Source organism: Pantoea sp. M_10 (assembly GCF_008631515.1).
In the GTDB taxonomy this organism is placed as follows: domain Bacteria; phylum Pseudomonadota; class Gammaproteobacteria; order Enterobacterales; family Enterobacteriaceae; genus Pantoea; species Pantoea anthophila.
This window is the reverse complement of record NZ_VWUL01000004.1, coordinates 322624-345315: the sequence shown is the minus strand read 5'-3', so window position 1 is coordinate 345315 and position 22692 is coordinate 322624. Positions and strand designations below refer to the sequence as shown.

At 53.0% G+C, this 22692-nt stretch carries 23 protein-coding genes and 4 pseudogenes; 15 read left to right on the top strand and 12 right to left on the bottom strand.

Annotation, left to right across the window (positions count from 1 at the left end; translation table 11 throughout):
- The first annotated feature begins 194 nt into the window (after positions 1 to 194).
- Positions 195 to 1445: an MFS transporter gene (locus F3I47_RS14140; RefSeq protein ID WP_150042078.1), complete on the top strand. Its 1251-nt coding sequence runs from the start codon at positions 195 to 197 to the stop codon at positions 1443 to 1445.
- A 181-nt stretch (positions 1446 to 1626) separates the two neighbouring features.
- Here the strand turns inward: F3I47_RS14140 and F3I47_RS14135 are convergent, their stop codons facing one another.
- Positions 1627 to 1890, bottom strand: coding sequence for a hypothetical protein (locus tag F3I47_RS14135; RefSeq protein WP_150029216.1), 264 nt, complete (start codon positions 1888 to 1890; stop codon positions 1627 to 1629).
- Between the two features lie 262 nt (positions 1891 to 2152).
- Between F3I47_RS14135 and F3I47_RS14130 the strand changes: the two genes are divergently transcribed.
- On the top strand, positions 2153 to 2665 hold the full coding sequence (locus tag F3I47_RS14130) for a GNAT family N-acetyltransferase (RefSeq protein ID WP_150029214.1): 513 nt from the start codon (positions 2153 to 2155) through the stop codon (positions 2663 to 2665).
- Positions 2666 to 3062: 397 nt separating this feature from the next.
- On the opposite strand, the gene F3I47_RS14125 is transcribed toward F3I47_RS14130, so the two are convergent.
- Positions 3063 to 4082: an alpha/beta hydrolase gene (locus tag F3I47_RS14125; protein WP_150029212.1), complete on the bottom strand. Its 1020-nt coding sequence runs from the start codon at positions 4080 to 4082 to the stop codon at positions 3063 to 3065.
- Between the two features lie 343 nt (positions 4083 to 4425).
- Between F3I47_RS14125 and F3I47_RS14120 the strand changes: the two genes are divergently transcribed.
- Positions 4426 to 5064 (top strand): LysE family translocator, encoded by a 639-nt coding sequence (locus F3I47_RS14120; RefSeq protein WP_150029211.1) that lies wholly within the window; start codon positions 4426 to 4428, stop codon positions 5062 to 5064.
- On the opposite strand, the gene F3I47_RS14115 is transcribed toward F3I47_RS14120, so the two are convergent.
- The gene (locus F3I47_RS14115; RefSeq protein WP_150029209.1) at positions 5035 to 5853 is read right to left on the bottom strand and encodes an AraC family transcriptional regulator; all 819 of its coding nucleotides are present in this window, start codon (positions 5851 to 5853) and stop codon (positions 5035 to 5037) included. The two genes, F3I47_RS14120 and F3I47_RS14115, sit on opposite strands and share 30 nt — an antisense overlap.
- Positions 5854 to 6118: 265 nt before the next feature.
- Positions 6119 to 6271, bottom strand: a complete 153-nt coding sequence (locus tag F3I47_RS22660) for a hypothetical protein (protein WP_190311327.1) — start codon at positions 6269 to 6271, stop codon at positions 6119 to 6121.
- A gap of 165 nt (positions 6272 to 6436) precedes the next feature.
- Between F3I47_RS22660 and F3I47_RS14110 the strand changes: the two genes are divergently transcribed.
- The 4 genes from F3I47_RS14110 to F3I47_RS14095 all read left to right on the top strand — a co-directional run bounded on the left by F3I47_RS14110 (position 6437) and on the right by F3I47_RS14095 (position 9254).
- On the top strand, positions 6437 to 6757 hold the full coding sequence (locus tag F3I47_RS14110) for a transcriptional regulator (protein ID WP_150029207.1): 321 nt from the start codon (positions 6437 to 6439) through the stop codon (positions 6755 to 6757).
- 43 nt (positions 6758 to 6800) lie between these two features.
- Positions 6801 to 8090, top strand: coding sequence for an arsenic transporter (locus F3I47_RS14105; protein ID WP_150029205.1), 1290 nt, complete (start codon positions 6801 to 6803; stop codon positions 8088 to 8090).
- 12 nt (positions 8091 to 8102) lie between these two features.
- Positions 8103 to 8528, top strand: coding sequence for a glutaredoxin-dependent arsenate reductase (gene arsC, locus F3I47_RS14100; RefSeq protein ID WP_150029203.1), 426 nt, complete (start codon positions 8103 to 8105; stop codon positions 8526 to 8528).
- 159 nt (positions 8529 to 8687) lie between these two features.
- Positions 8688 to 9254, top strand: a complete 567-nt coding sequence (locus F3I47_RS14095) for an N-acetyltransferase (protein WP_150029201.1) — start codon at positions 8688 to 8690, stop codon at positions 9252 to 9254.
- 107 nt (positions 9255 to 9361) lie between these two features.
- Here F3I47_RS14095 and F3I47_RS14090 read toward each other — a convergent pair whose 3' ends face one another.
- Together F3I47_RS14090 and F3I47_RS14085 are read right to left on the bottom strand one after the other, a co-directional pair.
- Positions 9362 to 9658, bottom strand: a complete 297-nt coding sequence (locus F3I47_RS14090) for a hypothetical protein (RefSeq protein WP_150029199.1) — start codon at positions 9656 to 9658, stop codon at positions 9362 to 9364.
- Between the two features lie 302 nt (positions 9659 to 9960).
- Positions 9961 to 10230, bottom strand: coding sequence for a hypothetical protein (locus F3I47_RS14085; protein WP_150029197.1), 270 nt, complete (start codon positions 10228 to 10230; stop codon positions 9961 to 9963).
- A gap of 671 nt (positions 10231 to 10901) precedes the next feature.
- On the opposite strand from F3I47_RS14085, the pseudogene F3I47_RS14080 reads away from it, so the two are divergent.
- Positions 10902 to 11314, top strand: a pseudogene (locus F3I47_RS14080) (phage virion morphogenesis protein).
- Between the two features lie 42 nt (positions 11315 to 11356).
- Here the strand turns inward: F3I47_RS14080 and F3I47_RS14075 are convergent.
- The gene (locus F3I47_RS14075; RefSeq protein WP_150029194.1) at positions 11357 to 12082 is read right to left on the bottom strand and encodes an HNH endonuclease; all 726 of its coding nucleotides are present in this window, start codon (positions 12080 to 12082) and stop codon (positions 11357 to 11359) included.
- A 209-nt stretch (positions 12083 to 12291) separates the two neighbouring features.
- On the opposite strand from F3I47_RS14075, the pseudogene F3I47_RS14070 reads away from it, so the two are divergent.
- The 4 genes and pseudogenes from F3I47_RS14070 to F3I47_RS14060 form a co-directional block, all read left to right on the top strand.
- Positions 12292 to 12910, top strand: a pseudogene (locus tag F3I47_RS14070) (phage baseplate assembly protein V).
- A complete protein-coding gene (locus F3I47_RS14065; RefSeq protein ID WP_150029192.1) occupies positions 12907 to 13263 on the top strand; it encodes a GPW/gp25 family protein in 357 nt (118 codons plus the stop codon). Before F3I47_RS14070 ends, F3I47_RS14065 begins: the two are co-directional and overlap by 4 nt.
- Positions 13250 to 13624 (top strand): annotated as a pseudogene (locus F3I47_RS22350) (baseplate assembly protein); the annotation flags it as partial. The gene F3I47_RS14065 and the pseudogene F3I47_RS22350, both read left to right, overlap by 14 nt.
- 107 nt (positions 13625 to 13731) lie before the next feature.
- A pseudogene (locus F3I47_RS14060) lies at positions 13732 to 14079 on the top strand (SDR family NAD(P)-dependent oxidoreductase); the annotation flags it as partial.
- Between the two features lie 79 nt (positions 14080 to 14158).
- On the opposite strand, the gene F3I47_RS14055 reads toward F3I47_RS14060, so the two are convergent.
- From F3I47_RS14055 to F3I47_RS14035, 5 genes are all read right to left on the bottom strand, one after another.
- On the bottom strand, positions 14159 to 15583 hold the full coding sequence (locus tag F3I47_RS14055; protein ID WP_150029190.1) for a trehalose-6-phosphate synthase: 1425 nt from the start codon (positions 15581 to 15583) through the stop codon (positions 14159 to 14161).
- A gap of 118 nt (positions 15584 to 15701) precedes the next feature.
- Positions 15702 to 16250 carry a GNAT family N-acetyltransferase gene (locus F3I47_RS14050; protein ID WP_150029188.1) on the bottom strand — a complete coding sequence of 183 codons (549 nt, stop codon included), beginning with the start codon at positions 16248 to 16250 and terminating at the stop codon, positions 15702 to 15704.
- 180 nt (positions 16251 to 16430) lie between these two features.
- Positions 16431 to 17117: an anti-sigma factor domain-containing protein gene (locus tag F3I47_RS14045; protein WP_150029186.1), complete on the bottom strand. Its 687-nt coding sequence runs from the start codon at positions 17115 to 17117 to the stop codon at positions 16431 to 16433.
- A complete protein-coding gene (locus F3I47_RS14040) occupies positions 17114 to 17662 on the bottom strand; it encodes a sigma-70 family RNA polymerase sigma factor (protein WP_058957062.1) in 549 nt (182 codons plus the stop codon). Before F3I47_RS14040 ends, F3I47_RS14045 begins: the two co-directional genes overlap by 4 nt.
- Positions 17663 to 17723: 61 nt before the next feature.
- Positions 17724 to 18284: a fasciclin domain-containing protein gene (locus F3I47_RS14035; protein WP_058957063.1), complete on the bottom strand. Its 561-nt coding sequence runs from the start codon at positions 18282 to 18284 to the stop codon at positions 17724 to 17726.
- A gap of 559 nt (positions 18285 to 18843) precedes the next feature.
- On the opposite strand from F3I47_RS14035, the gene F3I47_RS14030 reads away from it, so the two are divergent.
- From F3I47_RS14030 to F3I47_RS14020, 3 genes are read left to right on the top strand one after another with little or no spacing between them, the layout of a single operon-like run.
- Positions 18844 to 19308 (top strand): (2Fe-2S)-binding protein, encoded by a 465-nt coding sequence (locus F3I47_RS14030; protein ID WP_009092803.1) that lies wholly within the window; start codon positions 18844 to 18846, stop codon positions 19306 to 19308.
- On the top strand, positions 19305 to 20297 hold the full coding sequence (locus F3I47_RS14025) for a xanthine dehydrogenase family protein subunit M (protein ID WP_150029184.1): 993 nt from the start codon (positions 19305 to 19307) through the stop codon (positions 20295 to 20297). Before F3I47_RS14030 ends, F3I47_RS14025 begins: the two co-directional genes overlap by 4 nt.
- Complete coding sequence (locus tag F3I47_RS14020) at positions 20294 to 22678, top strand: xanthine dehydrogenase family protein molybdopterin-binding subunit (protein ID WP_150029182.1); 2385 nt, start codon at positions 20294 to 20296, stop codon at positions 22676 to 22678. Before F3I47_RS14025 ends, F3I47_RS14020 begins: the two co-directional genes overlap by 4 nt.
- Positions 22679 to 22692: the final 14 nt, after the last annotated feature.

Genomic DNA, 22692 nt, shown 5'->3' with positions numbered 1-22692 from the left:
GTCGGCTTTCTGTTATCTGCTTTGCGCATTCCCTTACATTGCTCTCAGATAAAGAGTCTTTCCCTTATAAGATGGCGAATAAAACCTTTCTTTAACATTTATATTGCACGACATGTGAAATAATTTTATTACTATTTAATCACTTATGCGCTGCTGCGCGCGGGATGCATTCATAAAACAGAATAAGGAGATTTATGACAACTAAACCCGTCGCAGAGGAGGGCACGGCGGCAGGATTAATCCAGACGCTGAAATCATTTCCGGCAACAGTTCATGCGCTGCTCTTTTTTACGCTGGTCATCCGCTTCAGCTATTTCATGGCCTGGCCTTTTATCGCCGTGATCATGGCACAGCATTATCATATGTCACCGATTGCGATTGGCGTGGCGATGACCAGCAGCGCACTGTTTTCAGTGGTGCTGGGTATGTATGGCGGGCAGATCTCAGACAGGCTGGGTCGACGCGTCATTCTCCTCATGGGCTGTGGTTTTTCTGCGCTGGGCTACATCATTCTTGCTCAGGCCGCAGGCTTCGGGCTGTTTTTCATTGGCCTGATGATCATCGGCATTTCCTTTGCCTGGGTTGACCCTCCTCTGCGTGCACTCATGAGTGATTTGCTGGTGGACCGCCGCCGCCGAGCGCTTGCTCTGCAAATGCGCTACTACCTTATCAACGTCGCCGCGGTATTTGGTCCGCTGACCGGAATTGCGTTCGGGCTTACCTCTCAGAAGGGCACATTCCTGATTACGGGTTTGTCATATATTCCTTTTTTCGTTTACGTCCTGCTATTTGTGCCCGCGGGCAAATTGCTGAAAGCGTCACAGGCTGGCAGTGAGGTTTCGTTAAAACTGCATCAGGTCGTACGTATTATTGCCAGTGACAAAATCTATATTGCCGCGCTGCTGTGCAGCATTTTGTGCAGTATTGTATTCATCCATTACGAAGCCATCCTGCCCCAGTACCTCCTTTTACTGGATGGGGACGCCGCCATAAAACTGGTTACTCTGATACTGGTGACGAATGCCTGCACCGTTCTGGTCTTTCAGACCTTTATCATGCGGTTTCTGGCACCGGTTTCCCTGCCAAAACGCATTCTTCTGGGCGGGTTAATTTTCGCACTTTCGCAAATCTGCTTTTTTTGTACGCGTTCGACAGATATCTGGCTCTGGCTTACGGTAACCAGTTTGTTCAGTATCGGAGAAGCGATCCTGATGCCGAACCTGAACATCCTGCTTGATCAACTGGCACCGGCAGCGCATCGGGGAGCTTATCTGGGTGCCTCAATGCTGTCGTCTCTGGGGATAGCCGTCGGACCGTTAATCGGTGGGGTACTGCTGGCGATGACTGGCGCGGGTGTCTTTATCTGCACGGCTTTGCTTAGCCTGCTGATATGCGCGATTATTTATACTTACAGAGGCAAAATGCTGGCGCGTCTGACGGAGTGATCTCAACAGGCGTCGGCGGCCCGCGCGGTACCCGGGTTATGCAGAAGCGCAGTGGGGCAGTATCTTCTCATCAGAGTGAAATAACCGGCCACGTTCGGCATCGGGTGAGGTTTTTTATTGCTGACAGGGGCGTTCGCAGGCGGGGTGGTGCGGTAAATAAATTCCCCGCCAGAGGTTATTCTTAGTGGAGGTTTTCTTTCACTTCGGCACAGGCCGGGGGACGCTGAGAATAGAGGTACTCGTATAAGAGCAGCATTCCTACCGGGTTATCTTCCAGATTTTCGAAATCCACATGAAGCTTATCCAGAAGATACTTCCTCAGATCGTCCGGGGTCATGTTTTTATGGGCAGCCAGTGCCCGGCACAACTGGGTCACGATCTCGCACTTCACTGTGTACGGCACATCAGGATTATAAATTTCCGGAACGGAGTGGGTCTGATTCATTTGGATACCCTCTATAAACGCATGGTCTGACTGAGAGGACAGGGTGCCCGCTGATTTGAGATAAGATATAGCAAGGATAAGACCTGGTGTAAATTGAGAACCCTATTGCGGTTAAGCACAGGGATTTGAGTTCGGGCAGGCTGCAGAGGACATTCTGGCAGAAATTTTATGTTAAACCCAACGTATAGTTCCTGACACACTCCGGAAATGCTCCCGCAGTTCAGGGATTTTAAGAGCAAACGTTAAACAGGGGATTTAATTTATGACATTTAGCATACGGGATGCGGATTTGACGGATTCAGGAATATTGAATGAACTCGGCTACAACATTTATCGCTCTCATTTCAGCCACATGTGGATTTCAGAATCCGAAATGAATGTATTTCTAGCTGCTGAGTACTCGTATCCTGCGCTTGAAAAAAGTCTGCAAGATCCCAGCACATCGTGGTATCTGGCAGAAGCACATAACCCTATCGGCTTTGCAAAGATCACCTGGGAAAGCTTTATACCAGAGACTTCTATCTCAGGTGTCTTACTTAATAAGCTGTATCTGATACCCACAGAGACGGGTAAGAACTACGGAAAAATGATGTTTGAAAGATTCATAGCGATTGCGCAAAACCGTGGAAAAAAGTACCTGTGGTTGGAAGTACTTGAGCAGAATGAGCGAGCTTGCAGATTCTATGAAAAACAGGGGATGCTACATATCAAAGACACAGTTCTCAGCACAGCTTCACAACAGAGCACGCTAAAGATAATGGGGATGCCTATTTGAGTTCGCAGCCGGGTTGTAATGTTTCAATGTAGTGTTAATAATCTGACGTTATGTCTATGACGTTCGCTTTTCACTCATAGCGGACCTTCGACCTATAAGAATGCCATTTTGTGCCAGAAGCGGACTTCTTAATACATTTCTTGAGCGAGATTCTTCGAGTAGCCGCTAACGCGCATGTGTGCTCGCATTTATTCCTTTGAACCAGCGCGGTAACAGTTACAGTTGGGGTATTTCCAGAGCGTTAACTGCATGCACGACCTCAAAGCCAGAGTATGCGTTTATTCAGTTTGCACAGAGACGAGTCACAAGGCGCAGATGCCTGACTGCATTGATACCTGAGAAATCAGCCGGCGCTGGCCGACTGATTTGCCCTTTTACAACGCATGAATCACGTCGTTTATTTAAGATGTTCCTTCAGCTCTGCTGACGCCTGGCTAATCGCCGTTCGCACCGTTGGCTCTTTACTCAGGGCATTCAGCAAACCAAAGTCATGGATCATGCCGTTATAGCGCGTGACGGTTACCGGCACACCAGCAGCATCCAGTTTTCGGCCAAATGCTTCCCCTTCATCACGCAGTACATCCAGCTCGGCAGTCTGAATCAGAGTTGGCGGTAACCCCGCCAGCTCGGCTTTGGTTGCGCGCAGCGGCGAGGCCAGAATGTTACTCCTCTCCTTTTCTGAGGTGGTGTAGTTGTCCCAGAACCACTTCATCATGTTTCGCGTCAGAAAATAGCCATTGGCAAATTGCTGGTAAGAGGCATCATCGAAATGGGCATCGGTAACAGGCCACAGCATCACGTCATAGCGTATTGCCGGTGTTTTATGTTGTTTAGCCTGTAACGCGACGGCAGCAACCATGTTTCCGCCCACGCTGTTCCCCACCAGTGCCAGACGCTTACCGTCCACGCCAATTTCACTGCCATATTCGGCCACCCATTTTGTTGCCTCATAAGCCTGGGTAATCGCAACCGGATAATGGGCTTCAGGTGAAGGTGTGTAGTTCACAAATACCGCCGCAGCACCGGACTCATTAACGAGATCGCGAACCAGACGCTCGTGTGTAGGAAAGTCACCCAGTACCCAGCCACCGCCGTGGAAAAACATGAACACCGGTAACTCGCCAGAGGCACTGGCAGGTTTCACTATCGTCAGCGTCAGCGGTTTGCCCATTACCGTGATGGTTTTTTCAGCGATCCGGGCGGGCGGCAGTGGGGCACCTTTCTGCGCTCCGGTCAGTACTGCGCGGGCCTCTTTAGGGGATAAGGTCTCCATGGGCTTTCCGCCACTGCTGTTAAGTGCGTTAAGGAACGTCGCCACGCCAGCGGTAGGTTGCGGCACGTTTTCAGCAGAATCAGCCCAGGCTGACGTCATCTGACTGGCTAACAATAAAGCACCTGCGGTAATTTTTATTTTCATGACGGCTTTCCTTATGTTTGCTATTAAGTAGTGTGCTATTTAGTTTGGTTACACTGACATCAAATGACCTTGTTGTAAACTATTAAATAGCGAGCGATGTAAATGGCGATGTTATCGCGACAGAAGGAACACTTCGGACTGATTCCCGTCCGGACAAGACAGGAGAGGGGGGCGACCAGACGTGCGAACCGGTTAACTTTACGGCTCAGCTAAGTCGTTGATGAAGGATACGATGTGTCCTTCGATCTGCCTCTTCGCGCAATTTCTTCCAATACGAATTACAGATCGACTGCTTAACTGGTCGGGTAAACGGGGATGTTAAGACGATTAGAGGCTTTACATTATGATCGAGTTTTCGAATGGCTTCTTACTGAGCCTTTCATTGTGTCTTGATATCGGGATTGCCAATATTGCGATGATCACCCTTGCCATGCAACGCGGATATTTTCATGGTTTCTGGCTGGGAATGGGAACGTGTGTGGGTGATCTGGCATATGCACTACTGGCGCTGGCGGGCATGGCCGTACTGCTTCAGTATGAAGTCGTTCGCTGGATACTGTGGATCGGGGGTGGCGCGATGCTTCTCTGGTTCGCAGGCAAAATGCTGATAGCCGCTTTCAGAAACGCTTCGGAGCCTGACGTGAGCGAAACGCATCACTCCCGTCCGCTCATACGTGAATTCGGGCGCGGTGTGGTGCTCGCCATGTCCTCTCCCTCGGCCATTCTCTGGTTTGCGACCGTGGGCGGTGCGCTGATCTCCCGGATGGGTCCGCACAATGTTGCCGCTACCTCCTGTTTTCTGGGAGGATTTTTCATCGCGGGCATGTTCTGGACGTGTGTCCTGTGCCTGGTGGGTAGTTTTGGCGGCAAACTGCTGGGTCAACGCCTGCTTAAATATTCCTTTATCGCCTCGGCGATCATATTCAGCTATTTTGCGGTTTACGTGATTATGTCAGGGTACCGGGAATTTATAGTGGCCTGATCTGACCTGCGAAGCATAGTAATGGGGGGTGATTCCCATCACTTTGCGAAATGCATTAATGAAATGACTCTGATCGTAAAATCCCAGCACGAGAGCTGCATCAAGCGGATGCACATTTCTGCGAAGCAGGTCGCGGGCATGGTGCAGACGAAGCTGCATGTGATATTGCAGAGGCGGCATACCAGTGTGCCGGGTGAAGACGCGAACGAGATGATATTTACTCATCCCTGCCAGCTGAGCGAGCATCTCAAGCTGCGGTCTTACGCTAAGGTGCTCCCGCAGGTAGCCAATAACAAGGTTGATTTTCTGTTCATCCCCCTGCTGAAGCAGAGCTGGCGACTCAAGCAGTTCACCACAAAGTAAAACCAGTTCCTGCTCCTCATCCATGCCCCCATTAAGCCGGGCCGATGATGCAAAACGGGTCAGCGCGTCAAACAGGCGGGTGTTATTGATTATGCCTTCGCGCAGAACCGGGGCTTCGTGAGCGCTATTGAGATTCTCCTCCTCAGCCAGCTTTTTTATCAGAGCCTGAGGTATGTGTACGCTGACAAATTCAACTGCGTGAGTATCAAAACGTGAAGCCTGAATCGTTCCCGGATTGTATAGGGTAACCTGCCCACTTTTGACATAAGCGGTTTTTCCCGCCAGCCAGATTTCCTCTACCCCCGTCAGGTTCGCACTAATGACATATTCATCGTGGAGATGTTTCGGAAAGCCAGAGTTACGGGCTCTGACCCGTGAACACTCTATGCCATTCCGGCTAAACCACTCTGCGGATTCTAATGACAATGCTTCTGGCCTTATTCAGCATTCATGAATAGTTATTGATAAAACCATTTACTGAGTGCCTTATCAACAAATGTAATGCCAGTAAAACATTTCCTTCAGGCACGGTCTCTGGTGTCAGGAGATTGTCAGCTCTGGACGACTGCCCAGGATTAGATCCGTCTGACGATAGTCAGTCCGGAATGGAAGAATGTTTAATGCATCGACGAAGCGGTCATGCCATGAAGAAGGTCTCATTCGTCCTTTTTTGTCGATTTTTGCCACGCTTTTACCACCTGACCAGACTGCGCATCCCGGTAACTTTGGGTTGCGACACCGGCGCATCATCAGGCAGCGGTAAATCAGAGGGATTCAGGATTTCCACCACCGCGCCCATGCCGTCAGCAGACGACCGGCTTACTCTGCGGCATAGCTGAGCCATAAAAGATCAGGATTGATGGTGGCTCCCGCTTCAGCAATGCGCTGATCAAAGCATTCAGTGTTCAGGGCTGAAAATTGTTCCATTTTCTTCTGCGGAGGAATTGGGTGATTTTAAACTCAACACATATGAACTAACATATATGTTTTCGAAGGCGCGGAGTGGAAAATGCTACAGCCTGTTCAGCTTTTTAAAATCCTGTCTGATGAAACACGGCTCGCCATCGTGATGCTTCTGCGGGAATCCGGAGAACTGTGTGTATGCGATATCTGTGCAGCCACGTCCGAATCACAGCCCAAAATATCACGCCATATGGCGCTTCTTCGCGAGGCGAAGCTTGTGCTTGATCGTCGTGAAGGTAAGTGGGTCCACTATCGTCTGTCACCGCATATACCAGCGTGGGCCGCTGAGACAATCACGACGTCCTGGCAGTGCCTGCGGGAAGAGGTGCGAGAATGGCTGGTAAAATCGGCCTGCACCTCCTGCTAACGCAGGTAACATATTCACGTAATCATATGTAATGGAGTCTGAAATGTTACTGGCTGGAGGGATATTTTTACTGACGCTGATACAGGTGATCTGGCAACCCAGAGGGCTGAGTATTGGCTGGAGCGCTAGTATCGGAGCTGCGCTGGCGCTCGGAACCGGCGTCATCCATATCGCTGATATTCCCGTTGTCTGGAATATCGTCTGGAATGCGACAGCGGCTTTCATTGCGGTCATCATCATCAGCCTGCTGCTCGATGAGTCCGGCTTCTTTGAATGGGCCGCTCTGCATGTCTCCCGCTGGGGTAACGGACGTGGCCGCCTTTTGTTTACCTGGATAGTCCTGCTGGGTGCCGCTGTTGCTGCATTGTTTGCCAATGACGGTGCCGCGCTGATCCTGACGCCAATTGTTATTGCAATGCTGCTCGCGCTGGGATTCAGCCAGGGCACAACACTGGCCTTTATCATGGCGGCAGGATTTATTGCAGATACGGCCAGTCTGCCGCTCATTGTTTCTAACCTGGTCAATATTGTCTCGGCAGACTTCTTTGACCTGGGCTTTACGCAGTACGCCTCCGTTATGGTGCCCGTGAATCTGGCAGCGATTGTGGCCACGCTGGTGATGCTGCATCTCTTCTTTCGCAGGGATATTCCGGCGACCTATGACGTTTCGCTGCTGAAGACGCCAGCCAGTGCGATAAAAGATCTGGCAACCTTCAGGGCGGGCTGGATCGTCCTGTTATTGTTGCTTGTCGGTTTCTTTGTTCTGGAACCCCTGGGGATCCCGGTCAGTGCGATAGCAGCGGCTGGCGCAGCAGTGCTGTTTGTGGTGGCGAAAAGAGGCCATGCCATTAACACCGGGAAAGTCCTGCGCGGTGCACCCTGGCAGATCGTAATTTTCTCGCTTGGCATGTATCTGGTCGTCTATGGCCTGCGCAATGCAGGGCTTACGGACTATCTGTCTGGCGTGCTGGATCTGCTGGCAGACAAGGGTTTATGGACAGCGGCGTTCGGTACCGGCTTCCTGACGGCGTTTCTCTCATCAGTGATGAACAATATGCCGACAGTTCTGATTGGCGCGCTGTCGATTGACAGCAGTACGGCGACCGGTGTCGTCAAAGAGGCAATGATTTATGCCAACGTAATTGGCTGCGATTTAGGGCCGAAAATCACCCCGATTGGCAGTCTGGCTACCCTGCTGTGGCTGCACGTGCTTGCCCGGAAAAATATCACGATTACCTGGGGATATTACGTGCGAACCGGCATTGTCATGACTGTGCCCGTCCTGTTTGTCACTCTGGCGGCGCTGGCGTGGCGGCTCTCTGTCACTTTGTAATGAGATACTGATATGAGCAACATAACCATCTATCACAATCCGGCCTGTGGCACCTCACGCAACACGCTGGAAATGATCCGCAACAGCGGTAACGAACCTGCAATAATTTATTATCTCGACACGCCCCCGACCCGTGATGAGCTGATCAAACTTATTGCAGATATGAGGATTACGGTGCGCGCCTTGCTGCGTAAAAACGTTGAGCCTTATGAACGTCTGGGTCTTGATGAAGGGACATTCAGTGATGAGCAGTTGATTGATTTCATGCTTCAATATCCGATTCTGATTAATCGACCGATAGTGGTTTCGCCGCTGGGCACTCGTCTTTGCCGCCCTTCAGAGATCGTGCTGGATATTCTGCCGGAAAGTCAGAAAGGCGCGTTTACAAAAGAGGATGGCGAGAAGGTTACTGACGAAACGGGGAAGCGGGTAAAGTAATCCGTCCACTTCAGGTGAACGGACGCCTGGTAACGCTATAGGGCGTCCGCTTTTCGCTCAAGGCTAAGTTCATTTATATATGGGGCCAAAGAGTCAAGGGCTGTGGTTGGGCTAAACCCCGGCTCGACTATGACATTTTTTCAGTGACAGGGAGTAAACATGGAAGTAACAGTAGAAATATGCCCGCCAGATGAATGGGAATCCATGGTGAAAATTTTTACCGAGATGGAAGAGCACTACTATGGTAGGGGCATTATTCAGGAAGCACTGTTGAAGCATTATCTCAGTAACCGACTCTTCAGTCCGCTCTCCGCTACGCTGGTGCTCAGGGCGCGTCGCAATGCTGAAATCACTGGGCTGGCGTGTTGCACTATTCTCTATCCCTCGCCGAGGTACAGTGGCGAAATGCACATTAAAGAGCTCTATGTCTCCCGGCGTGAGAGAGGTAAGGGTACAGGTAAATCCCTCATGTGTTTTATGGCGAAACTCGCTCTGAAGCATGAGTGTCGTAGCCTCAGCTGGAATGCCGAGAAATCAAACGCTGAAGCAAACGGTTTTTATCAGTCATTAGGGGGCAAAATAAATAGCGATATCGTGAATTATTATCTTCATGGTCACCTCCTCAGTGAACTGGCTTCCGGCAGTCCGGCACTGTCTGGCGACTCTGCCGGTCAGGCTGTCGCACCGATTTGGCCTGCGAGCAGGGCAGAGGGAACTGCGGAATAGTGATGTCGGGTCCGGAGTGCCAGAAGCGGGCCAGTCACCTGCACGCTGCCTGAGTAAGCATTCACGGCCAGGGGCGTGTATGTATGCTGGCTGAAAAAATCGCGAAGTCAGAAAAGGGCTTCTTTAATGCTGATTTCCTCTACCCGGAGAATTGAGGACATGTCGAAACCTTTCATGTCAGACCTGAAGGCCTCGCTGGTCATATACTCCTGATTTATAGCCTGCATGTCAGCTCCCTCCTGATAGGTCACGGTGGCAATGACCTGACACTCATCACTCAGATAGACATTATTGACATATATATTAAAAGCGGGAAGAGAAATCATATGCCGGGGCCAGTGTGTACGGAAATAAATTTTTGCTGACTGTCTGTCTTTGAGTGTGTAAATCCTGACCTGTTTCATCTCATCCATCCTGTTGTGGTAGTTTTCATTAAAACGACCCGCCAAAGCATACTCACATTATTTTTTAGTAAACTAGAAAAAGACCACTTTCCGCCAGGATATGACATTTATAGCGAGGATTTTTTTAACATCGCTGATGACGTTTCTTCTCTGAGCACCTCTGAAATAACACTCAGTACGAATTTAAGATGCTGACAAGGCCGGCGTAATGATGGAGTGAGGCGAAGGGGCCGAAGGCAGAATGTTTTATCTGATACATATCAGTGCAGACACCTCTGCAAGGTGTCTGCACTTTTCAGTCGTTATGCGTCGCCATCTCCGCAACCCACACCCAGTGACGGATCGTCACAGCTTTTGTTAATCTCCAGATGGTGATGCCAGGCGGCCAGTTTTACCGCGCTTGCATCAACAGTAGCCCCCGGTTTTTTTACAGATACGCTTCCGGCTGAAGCTGAATCAGGGATTATCTGAGAAGGCTGCTCTTTGGCAAACGAAGCGCCCTGTAAACCGGCCATGACGACTGCTGCTAAAGCTGTCGTTTTAAGCGCGTTTTTAATCACAGATGCCGACATAATAAATCCTCTTGGCTTGAGTAATGGGACGCTGTCAGCTCTGAGTTGAGCGCAGCGCGTGGGAAAAAAATCATAAATCTGAGCGCAGAACACGCGATATAAGCCATAGCAGGCAGGAGCCGGTTAATAAGCATGTCTGCCATGAAATTTTATTAAGTCACTTACAGTGTATGGTTATTCAGATTATATGACTGGCGCGGCGCGGTCAGGGTCATCACTGACAAAGCGGGCACCTTCCTTTTTCAGAATAATCCTGAACGCATTAACAAAACCGGAAACGCATTGCGTAAAGCAGGTATTAAGTCGTTGTGACTTAAACTACCGTAAGTCACGTCTGGAAATATACTCACAAAAGCTGAGTTTGATGTTTCATTCGTTTTTATAGCGTGTAGCGTTATTTCCAGGTGTTACATAAAACATAACCATGATACTTAAATGACAGCCAGCGATTAAATCAGCGGTAAAAAATAAAGTCTCATATCAATAATCTGATAATAATTAGATGCTTAATATTTAACAAGCATAGCATCTACTCAGTGAATTTTTTGTCATCATGTACAAACTCGAATAAAGCTATTTTCTTATTATGCCGTGCCGTCATGCAAAAACGTTGGGCATACTTTCAAACCTTTTCCACACGGCTTGTCGACTGAAATAGCACTAACGAAAAGGTGTCTCTTTGGCTGTCGAAGCTGGAACCAGCGGCCCCAGATAAATGTTGCGCGAGGTGGCATGCGACGTGCGCCGGATTCAGCAGGCAAACATCATCGCGCAGCGTTTACCGGACGGCACCGCATGGGAGCCGCGCCGCGTCAACGCCCGCAACAAAATGGGCCGCATCCGTTGCGGCATGTTCGCGAAGCTGAAAACGGCAAAGTATCTGAAGGCGCAGGCGAATGCCCACGCAGCAGAGGTTGCCTTTGTTCCGGGGGTGCAGAAGCTGGCCCGCGTCCATCATTACGGCCTGCGGGACCGGGTAAACCAACGCGGCACGATGGTGAAATATGCTGAACGCCCGCTTTTGGGTGTAAATAATGAAGTCGAAAGCTTAGTATATGGAATCTTAATGCGCTGGCTTGAATAGGCGGTGTATATAAAAATTTTCATTTTCTATATTTTGAAAGAACTAAATATTAAACATCATTCCATACAAACTATCACTCACTAAGCCCCCGCTCATTTTGATCCAGCCAATATTTAGCACTTTGTCATTTCCATGCACTCTTGTGTTATTTATTAGCATGTCAAAGTGTTCTATAATCAGTTCTTGATTGTTCTCAAACCTTATCGTCATGGCAGTCTTTTTTTCTTTTTCCTTTATAAAGAATTTGTTACCTTCAACTTTAAAATCCCAAACGTTATCTGAGCTTACAATCCACTCATTTTTCACGATGCTAAGGGTTTGCTTTCCCTCGCTATCCCAAAACTTAGCACTAAGGAGGTATTTGCCATCTTCATGTTCAATTTTAAAAACATCATACCCTGAAATATGAATTGGAATTGTACAGCGAATTAGCCTTTGTCCGCCAATAATTACAGTAGGGTGCGTATCGCAGAAATAAACTTGTTCCCTAACTACTCCTGCCATTTTTGCTGCTGGATTTTTCATTGCTTCTTTTACCAAATCTTTACTAATCTGACGATTGGTAACCTTTCTGTGGCAAGTGGGGCAAAGGAGAGTAATGGCCGCAGCGTTATGTTCATGAGCATCAACAAAAAGCGGGTCAACATGTTCATAATCAATGATTGGAGTAGCGCAAAAAACACACCCGAAACCATCTCTCCTTCTTACTTGCCTCCTGACATCTTCAGGAATATAACGCGATAACCCATGCTGATTAGTATCACTCATGACGCACTCTCTAGTTGTAGTTGATTGATGTATTCAAAATAAAAATATGGGTTTGAATTACTTTAATTTTTTAGACTGATCAAATTTACAGTTTCTGATGTGTTATCGCAACAACTCTCTAATTAAGTATTATTCTAAAAGAATTTGTGCCGTGAGCCATACAAATCTCACTCAGTGCTTGTATGAGGCATAAATGCCACTCTTAAAGCATGAACGAAAAACTTACCGAAATCATGCGCCTTATCACCAACCTGATCCGCACCGGCACCGAGTCCGAAGTGGACCCGGTGAACTGGTTGTGCCGGGTCAAAACGGGCGATCTCGAAACCAACTGGGTTAACTGGCTTACTCTGCGTGCCGGTAGCACACGCACATGGTGGCAATCCACCGTCGGGGAACAGGTTGTGCTGCTGAGTCTGGGTGAAAATGTTGAAACCCCCTTTTTGCGGTGCCCGCCATTTATTCCGAAGCCCGCCATTTATTCCGAAGCCCGCCATTTATTCCGAAGCCTTTCCGCCGCCTGACTATTCAGAAGATGGCACTACCACCGTGTTTAAGGACGGCGGCTGGTTTCAGTACGAGCCGGAAAGCGACCAGCTGCTGATTAAGAATATTAAAAGCGTGCGCATTGAGGCGGCAGAAGGCATTCAGCTAATAACCGACGCGCTGGGGATAGAAGCCAGCCAGACGCGGATCACCAGTGACACCACGATGAACGGCGATGTGACCCACGGCGGCGGCTCAATAAGTTCTAACGGCGTGATCGCTGACAAGCACTTACACAACAAAGTGAAGAGTGGCAGCGATATGTCAGGAGGCCTGCAATGATGTACCTCGGCATGAACCGCGACACCGGCAAAGCCATTACCGACATCGACTACATACGGCAGAGCATGCGCGACATCCTGATCACCCCGGAAGGCAGCCGCATCGCCCGTCGTGATTACGGCTCGCTGCTGTCGGTGCTGATTGATCAGCCTCAGAACGGCGTGACCCGCCTGCAGGTGATGGCGGCGGTGTATGTCGCCATCAGCCGCTGGGAGCCGCGCGTAAGGCTGAGCACCGTAAACCTTACCAGCGGCTTTGACGGCTCTATGCAGGTTGATCTGGCCGGCCAGCGCGCTGACGGCTCGCCGGTTGCTATGTCTGTGCCAGTGGGGGTGAACAGTGGCGGTAATTGACCTTTCCCAGCTGCCCGCGCCGCAGGTTATTGAAGTGCCGGACTTTGAAACGCTGCTGGCAGAGCGTAAAGAGGCACTGATTGCGCTTTATCCGGCGGATGAGCAGGCCGCTATGCGCCGTGTGCTGGCGCTGGAATCTGAACCGATTGTGAAAAACCTGTAGGAGAACACTTACCGCGAAGTCCTGCTGCGTCAGCGTATTAACGATGCGGCGCAGGCGGTAATGATTGCCTATGCCATCGGCAGCGATCTGGACCAGCTGGCCGCACGCAACAACGTGAAGCGGCTGACCATTACGCCTGCGAATCCCGACGCGGTGCCGCCGGTGGATGCGGTGATGGAATTGGACGAGACGCTTAGAGGAAAAAGAGTGGTCATCACAGGTCGTGGCAGGGGATTTGGTCAGTTACTTTGCGTGTGGCTGGCGCGAGAGGAGGCTGAAATCAGTTTAGCGCCTGGTGGGAGGAGAGCATACAAACTGCCTGCGGCATGCCGGGTTTTACGAACTCCATTGCGCATCCTGCTTTTTTTGCCAGTAAACAGGGTCTGAGCGGTTTCACCACTAAACTGTCCCAGCAGCTTTCCGAAGAAAACATTCGCGTTACGGGTCTTTATCCGCCGGATTTTGAACTGACGGGGCTTGAGCCGTTTGTCGACGACGGCTCCAGAATGGGAGAGCGCCTGATGAATGGACGCTCTATGTGGGAGACAATTCACTTTGTGCTGACTCAACCGCGAAGCTGCCACATAAGTTCCATCTGGTTCCAGGGGCCAACCCGTGAAGAGCTGGATAAAGTTGCGCATAATAGCGGTTAAAAGCCTGCTCTGCTTCTATTCCGGCGACAGGCGTTGATGCATACAGGCGCATCATCCCGGAGGTGAAGATAGCGCTGATTCAGTACCTCGCCCGGCTGCTGCTCAGGCGTGGAAAAACCGTCGGTGGCGGCAATGACGCCGGTTCATCCGGCACGTTAATCAGCATGCGCAAAAAGGACCCAGCCCAGGCATGGCTGTTGTGTATATGCAGGATGTTCATCAGACGGGCATGCAGATTTCGCCGTTCGCGTAACGGCATCTGCAATGCAGTATGTACCGCACTGGCCATGCCGTCAGGATCGTAAGGGTTAACGGTGATGGCCCCCTCCAGCTGCTCGGCTGCACCGGCAAACTGGGAGAGGATCAGCACGCCGGGATTTTTCGGGTCCTGCAGAGCGACATACATTTTGGCCATCAGGCTCATGCCCGCCATTAATGGCGTCACCAGCGCCACGCGTGAGGCACGATAGATCCCGGCCTGTTCCTCGCGGCTGTAAGCCTGCGTCAGATAGTTCACCGGATACCAGTTCATGGCGCCATGTACCCCGTTAAACTCTCCGCAGCGCGCCTCCAGTGCCTGGCCCACTGCGGAGGCATCATGTTCGTGTCCGGCTGCCGGTGAGGCCAGTTGCAGCAGCGTAATGTTTTTCTGATAACAGTCATGTCTGCGCAGCAACACTTCAAGAGTGCTGATTCGGTAAGGCAGGCCTGAACTCTCATCAAGATGGCCGCCGCTGAGCACTCTGTTTTCCGGCAGGCTGTCGCGGCACTGCATCTCCATAAAGGCACAGCTGTTGCTCTCGCGCAGTGCCTGGACATCATCCAGGTCAATCCCCACCGGAAATACGCCCACCCTGATAATCCGGCCGTGAACACGAAAACAGTGCGACTCCAGGCGTTCAGTCCGGAATTCCCCCTCCAGCCAGACGATAAAGTTATTCATATCCTGCACGGTCTGAAAGCCAATCAGATCGCAACACAACAGCGACTCCGTCAGCCAGCGCCATTCAGGAATGGTTTCAAATATCCTGCCCGCGGGGAAAGGCTGATGCAGGAAAAAACCCACGGCCTGGGTCAGTCCCTCTTCACGGAGAAAAGCGGCACAGCCAAGCAGGTGATAATCCTGAATCCAGATAACATCATCGGGCGTGATGTTTTCACAAATCGCGCGCGCAAAGGCTTTGTTGAGGCTTTTATACGCCTGGAAGCCGCTGGCGGAAAACCGGGCCATGTCGGGGCGCTGATGAAAAACGGGCCAGAGCCCTTTGTGAATATAATGGCGATACCCTTCATTCAGCTCGCCCGGCGTCATTGGGAAGGTAACGGTTTCATACTGGCCTGTCTGCTGCACGGCGCAGGGTCTTGGTGCATCGTCAGGGATGACGCTGCTTTTGCCATCCCAGCTAATCCAGAGTCCTCCCTGTCGGGAAAGAATGCCGTCATAGATAGCTGTAAGCGTCGAACGTTGACACTGATTATGAGAAACAAGGATCAGGCCTGACATGATGTATTCCTTAAGGGCCGGCTGCAGGCAGGCAAAAGCGCCGTGCAGCCTGTCGCTGTTAATCGGAGGTCGGAGAATAAACTGAAGAAAACCGCTCATGGGTGTGCGCCCCGACGGCCTAATGCCTGCTGGCGCTGTTTGTGCAAACCGGGGTGTGATTCCCGTCATGCAGCGTCGTCACGTAGACGCCGGGTAATGATGGAAAAGCCATAAATCCGTTGCGTTCGAAAAAGTCCGGAACGGGCTCGCCCATGGCGATGATATTACGGCAGCCTCTGGCGCCGGGATGCGACAGGCAACAGTGCAGCAGCCATGAGCCGAGCCCGACGAAACGATACTCGGGCGAAATGAACAGATTCCTGATCACCCAGGTTTCCACCATGTCGGTCACGACCCGGGCAAAACCGATTTGTCGGCCATTGCGGTAAAGACCAAAACAGAGGCTGCTGTTCAGCGCCAGCGTCAGTGAGCGGGCATCCGGGAGGGTTGCGCCCAGCCACTGCGCAATCAGGCGCGTGTTCAGCAGCGCCGGATCCGTATTGACCTCAATGGCATCTCTGAACCATTTGCGGGGTGAGATAAGACGCAGGCGCTGTTGTTCAGCAAGCTCAGCCACGGCAGCATCGCTGCCTCCCGCTATGGAATAGGGCTTAGTAAAACATTTCATCCACGACTTCCCTGAACATGGGCGCAGAGGCGCCCGGAGTCGCTAATTAAAACGTTCAGCCCGTAAAAAAGGCGTAAAAAGAACCGGATGAAGTGTAAAAACGCTGCAAATCAGTCATCAGACTTTAAGGAATCGAAAATCGGGCGTGCAGCAGCGACCTCTGATCCTGGCCTTATCACCTCATGCGCCTGGCGATGAAGGCCGCGTGACCTTGCCCTGGAAAATGACCGGCCCGGACGGTCCGCTTAACGTTGATCCCCCAACCGGTTCCAGGCTTATCGCCAGGACCGTCTGATGATCTAACGTACCAGGAGGAAGCGGGAAAACGTTATGGTCAGGGTGCGTAATGAGGCCCAGCGATCGCGGCGGGGCACTGCCTCTGATCAGCCACAGCTGCAGGTTCTTGTTTTGCGGCAGCGTAATGTTAAGCGCAGAAAGCTGAAGGTGCGAAGCCGCCCTGTCCAGCGTCACCACAAATTGTGCATCGGGCTGCGTGCCACTGAGAACCGCAATCGGCTGCTGCGCCTCGGAGATCTCCGGCTTGTTCAGGTAAGTAAAAAGGAGCAGACCCGAGAGTGCCGCGGCAAGGCCCCAGCCCAGCCAGAAGCCGGGATGGCGGAGCGGCAGTTTTGTGTTGGCAGCGTGCCGATTAATATCCCGCTCAATCTGCCGCCAGACAGCCGCGCGAGGTGTGGCCTCCGGGGTGATCAGATCGATACCGCTGAACGCTTTCTGCCAGTGCAGCACCTCCGCGGCAAAGGCGTCATCTTCATTCAGGCGTTTATCCAGCCTGAGACGGGTTTCCGGGTCGCTGAGTCCCAGGACATATTCTGCCGCCATCAGATCGTCGTGTTCGGGACCATTCATAGGCCTATGCACTCCCGAAGGTGAGTTAACGCGCGTCGGATCCAGCTTTTTACCGTTCCTTCAGGCTGCCTCATGGAGAGGGCAATCTCACTCTGGGACAGGCCACGGTAGTAGGCGAGCGAGAGGCTTTGTCGCTCTTCAGCAGGTAAGTGTGCCATACAGTGCTGAAGCCGCCGCGCCTCTGCATGACTCTCATCGGCGGGAAGAGATGTCTGAAAACCCGCTTCCGCTTCGCCGATCTCTTCCATAGAGCAGCACCGGTTCTCATGTTTACGCAGGAAATCGATCGCCCGATTACGGGCAATGTGACTCAGCCAGATGTGCGGTTCACTGCGCCGCTCATCGTAATAGGTTGCTGACTGCCAGATTTGAATAAAGGTATCGTGCAGGATCTCTTCTGCCCAGTCCCGCCGTCTGACCATCCGCAGAATAATGCCGTAAAGTCGGGGCGAGAGGACGCGGTAAAGCTGCGCGAGTGCCGCTTTGTCGCCGCAGGCTATCCGGTTCATTAAGTCGCCCTGAATCGGGGGCACATTTTTTGTCATCGGCTTCCCTGTGAAAGGTGTGGCCACCGTGCTGGTGGCCACACACAGTATAGGTAATGCGTTATGGCATCAGCACGGTGTCGATCACATCGATAACGCCGTTACTCTGGTTAACATCATACGTTGTAATGCTGGCAATATTGCCCTGCGCATCTTTGAGCTGGATGTTATGCGGGCCATTTGCCATCACCCACAGCGACGCACCATTTACCGTTTTCAGCTCGGCCTTGCCGCCACCCGCTTTGATCTTCTTCTCCAGTGCTTGCATATCCAGTTTTCCTGAGACCACATGGTAGGTGAGGATGCTGGTGAGTTTCTGTTTGTTCTCAGGTTTCAGCAGAGAGTCGACCGTGGCCTGCGGCAGTTTTTCAAACGCCTCATTGGTGGGTGCAAAAACAGTGAACGGGCCTTTGCCTTCGAGCGTCGGGACCAGCCCGGCGGCTTTAACGGCGGCCACCAGCGTGGTGTGGTCCTTTGAGTTAACGGCATTCTGTACGATATTTTTTGACGGGTACATGGCGGCACCGCCGACCATCACCGTGTCGCTGCTCATGCTCGCCGCGTAAGTGGCACTGCTGAAAACTAAAGCTGAAAAAATCAGAGTTGGCAGGAATGCTTTCATTTTCACTTCCCTCATTGAGTTTGCAGACAGGGCCAGAGTGCCCCTGTCTGTTAATACGAATGAGCGAGGAAAACGGATGAAAGAAATTTAAAATATTTTTCTGTCATCCCATCTGCCTGAACCCAAAGCCAGCCCCACACAGGCAGATTGTCCAGGTGGGATGCAACGTCGCTTTGCAGCCTGCCACTACACCTGAAAATCGCCGCGGGATAGATGTTACCGGAAAATCTTATTGAAAAAGTCACACAGGCCGCCGTTAGGGTTGTATTCAAAAGACGTCCTGATAAAAAAACTAAAAATCAATGCATTAGAATATTTTAAGCCATGCGGCTATGTCCATTTCGGCCGCTCAGCGCTTCGGATAACGCTGACTTTCCCCAATCCTTGCGCCAGATTGTGAAAAAGCTGCTAAACCTTAAGTCAGAGATACGCGCGTAAAGATTAGGGTTATCACGCTATTCCCCGATTCAGATCCCGTCAGCAGTAAGCCAATAAAAACTATATCTTTCAGCCCGCCAACAATGGGAAGCAGACAATGTCGGAAAAAATATCGCTAACAATGCAGGTCAATGGCCAGCCGCAACAGATGCAGGTCGATCCGCGGGTCACGCTGCTCGACGCACTGCGCGAGCATCTTAATCTGACCGGCACGAAAAAAGGGTGCGACCAGGGACAGTGCGGAGCCTGCACGGTGCTGATAAATGGTGAAAGAGTGCTGAGTTGTCTGACCCTGGCGGTTCAGGCGAACAACGCGCAGGTGACCAGCATCGAAGGGCTGGCCTCCGCCGAAGGTGAACTGCACCCGGTGCAGCGCTGCTTTATGGAAAATGATGCCTTTCAGTGTGGCTACTGCACGCCAGGCCAGATTATGTCTGCCGTCGCCTGTATCAAAGAGGGCCATGCCGGGTCAGAGGATGAGATCCGTGAATATATGAGCGGCAACCTCTGCCGCTGCGGCGCCTATCCCCACATCGTGGATGCGATTAAACAGGCCGCCGCCGAAATGGCGAAGGAGTCGGCATGAATGAATTCAGCTGGAAAGTAGCGCAGTCGCCTGAAGAAGCCGCTGCACTGAAACAGCAGGCTGGCAGCCAGTTGCTGGCGGGGGGCACCACGCAGCTCGATCTGATGAAATGTGGGGTTTTCACGCCACCGCAGCTAATTGGCATCACCGGACTGACCACGCTTAAAACCCTGCAGTTTGATGAAAACCGCATCACGGCGGGTGCGCTGGTCACCATGAGCCAGCTGGCCGATCATCCTGAGTGTCAGCAGAGGGCACCAGCCATCTACGGCAGCCTCTGGCAGGCCGCATCGCCGCAGATCCGCAACATGGCGACGCTGGGAGGCAATCTGCGTCAGCGCACCCGCTGCGCCTACTACCGCGACCCGGCGACCTTCTCTGCCTGTAATAAGCGCAACCCCGGCTCCGGCTGTGCCGCACGGGATGGCGTCAACAGCAACCACGCTATTCTGGGTGCCAGTGACAGCTGTATTGCCGTCTATCCGGGCGATCTGGCGGTTGCGCTGGTGGCGTTTGACGCCATTATGGTGGTGCAGAATCAGCAGGGTGAGACCCGCCGCATCGCGATTGATGACTTCTTCCTGCTGCCCGGCGATTCGCCCGATCGTGAGCACGACCTGCGCGAGGATGAGATCATTGTGGCGATCGAAGTGCCGCAGACCACGTCCCTTCGTCACTCACACTACCTGAAAGTCCGGGATCGCAGCTCCTACGAATTTGCCGCCGCCAGTGCCGCCGCGGGCTTTACGCTGGAGAACGGGGTCATGCGCCAGGTGCATATTGCGCTGGGTGGCGTGGCGACCAAACCCTGGCGGGTCAGGTCGGTTGAGCAGGCGCTGGAGGGACAGCCGTTCAATGAAGAGACGGTGTTCCAGGCCGCAGAGCTGATCACGCAGGAGACGCAGGCGCTGGCTCACAACGCCTATAAAGTAAAACTGGCGCCGCGGGTCATTGCCCGCGCGCTGATGGCAGCAGGAGAAACCGCATGAGTGACGTGAATGACAAGGTGCGTCGGGATTTATTAAAGGCCACGGCGGCGATCTCAGCGGCGGGCAGCCTGGGGCTGCACATGCAGAGTGTCAGCGCCAGCGACAGCGCCACGGCTATGCCAGAAACGGCCAGTCCGGTTCAGGGATTAGGCGCAGCACGCTCCCGGGGTGATGGCAAAGTGAAAGTCACCGGTGAAGCGCGCTACGCGGTCGAGCATCAGCCGGAAAATCCGCTGTATGGTGTGGTCATCCAGTCCACCGTCGCCAGCGGTCGTATCAGCCGGATGTCCGTGGAAAAAGCGCAGCAGGCCACAGGTGTGCTGGCGGTCTACACCCACCTGAACCCCCTGAAGATTAACAAGCCCACCGCCATCGCAGACGGTGGCGCAGCGCAGTCAACCTACACCCCGATTCAGGACGATAAGATCATTCACAATGGTCAGAACATCGGGCTGGTGGTGGCAGAAACCTTTGAACAGGCTACCTGGGCCGCCTCGCTGGTTGAGATTGAGTATGAAACCTCCAGAGGCCTGATTTTCGCCACCGATGAGGGCGTGGAGCCGAAACCGGTGTCGAAGCAGGATATCGATATGGGTGACGCAGAGCAGGCGATGCTGCAGGCCGACGTGCGTCTGAGCGAGCGTTACACCACCCCGCGCGAATACAACATGCCGATGGAGCCGCACGCCTGCGTGGCACACTGGCAGGAGGGCAGGATCACCGTCTGGGAGCCCAGTCAGTGGGTGGCGGGCGCGCAGGTGGAGATCGGCGAGTGGATGGGCATTGAAACCGAAGCCGTGCGGATTATCTCGCCTTACGTCGGCGGCGGCTTTGGTTCAAAACCGGTGCCTTACACCCACGTTGCACTGGCGTGCGTGGCGTCACGCGCGCTGAAGCGCCCGATCAAAGTGTCGCTGACCCGCCCGCAGACCTTTACCGGCCTGGGCGGTCGTCCGGCTACCTCGCAGCAGCTGGAGCTGGGCGCATCGCGTGACGGTAAAATTCAGGCGATTATCCAGCGTAGCTTCAGTGAAACGTCACTGATTGACGTCTTCGCCGAGAACTGCAGCAAGGTGACCGCCCGCATGTATGCGGTGGAGAACGTCTCCGCTCAGCATCAGGTGCGCCCGATCAACACCGTCACGCCTGGCTGGATGCGCGCGCCGGGTGAAAATCCCAGCGCCTTTGGCCTGGAAGTGGCCATGGATGAGATGGCCTATGCCCTGAACATCGATCCGCTGGAACTGCGGCTGCGCAACTGGGCCGATAAAGATTACCAGCTGGATCTCCCCTGGAGTTCGCGCCGTCTGAAAGAGGCGTATCAGAAAGGGGCAGAGGCGTTTGGCTGGGACAGACGGATTATGACGCCGCGCTCAATGCGGGAAGGACGCGAACTGATTGGCTGGGGCATGGCCTCCGGCACCTATCCGGTCAACAAACTGCCGGCGGAGGCGAAAATCATCCTGACGCCGCAGGGCCGGTTTGTGGTGCAGTGTGCAGGCGCAGATATCGGTACCGGCACCTACACGATTCTGGCGCAGACCGCCGCCGATATTCTGGGCGTCGACTCCACCACCATTGAGGTTGAGCTGGGTGACACCCGCTTACCGCGCGCCGGCGTCGCGGGCGGTTCGCAGCTGGCAGGTAACGTCACCGCCGCAGTGAACGACACCGCTAAAAGAATGCGCGCGCAGCTGCTGAAGCTGGCCAGCGAGCTGCCACAGTCGCCGCTCAATGGCACCCCCGCCTCTCAGCTCACGCTGAAGGGGGACGCCGTGCAGCACACTCTGCGCAGCGGGCTGGCGGTTTCACTGGCACAGCTGGCGACGCTGGCACCGGCAGAGAGCCTCACGGTCACTGGCGGCACCTTCCCGGATGATATGTCGCAAAGCGAGCGCGACAAAATGGTGCGCAACCTGAACGACATGAGCCGTCCCGAAGCGTTTTCGGCGCACAGCTGGAGCGCGCAGTTTGTGGAAGTGCGGGTTGATGAGGATTTCGGCACCATCCGGGTAAAACGCATGGTGGCCGCGCTCGACAGTGGCCGTCTCTACAATCCGAAACTGGCACGCAGCCAGTGGATTGGCGGGATGATCATGGGGGTCGGGCAGGCGCTGATGGAAGAGGGCATTATCGATCCGCGCAATGGCCGGGTAATCAATAACAACCTGGCGGACTACCTGGTGCCGGTCAACGGCGACATCCCGAGCATTACCACGATCAACGTGGGGGAGCCCGATTTTGAGGCGACCACGATGGGCGGGAAAGCTGTCGGTGAGCTGGGGATTGTCGGCGTGGCGGCGGCGATCAGTAATGCCGTGTTCCACGCGACCGGCAAGCGCGTGCGCGATCTGCCGATTACGCTCGACAAGATCATCTGAGACGGTTCCTGACC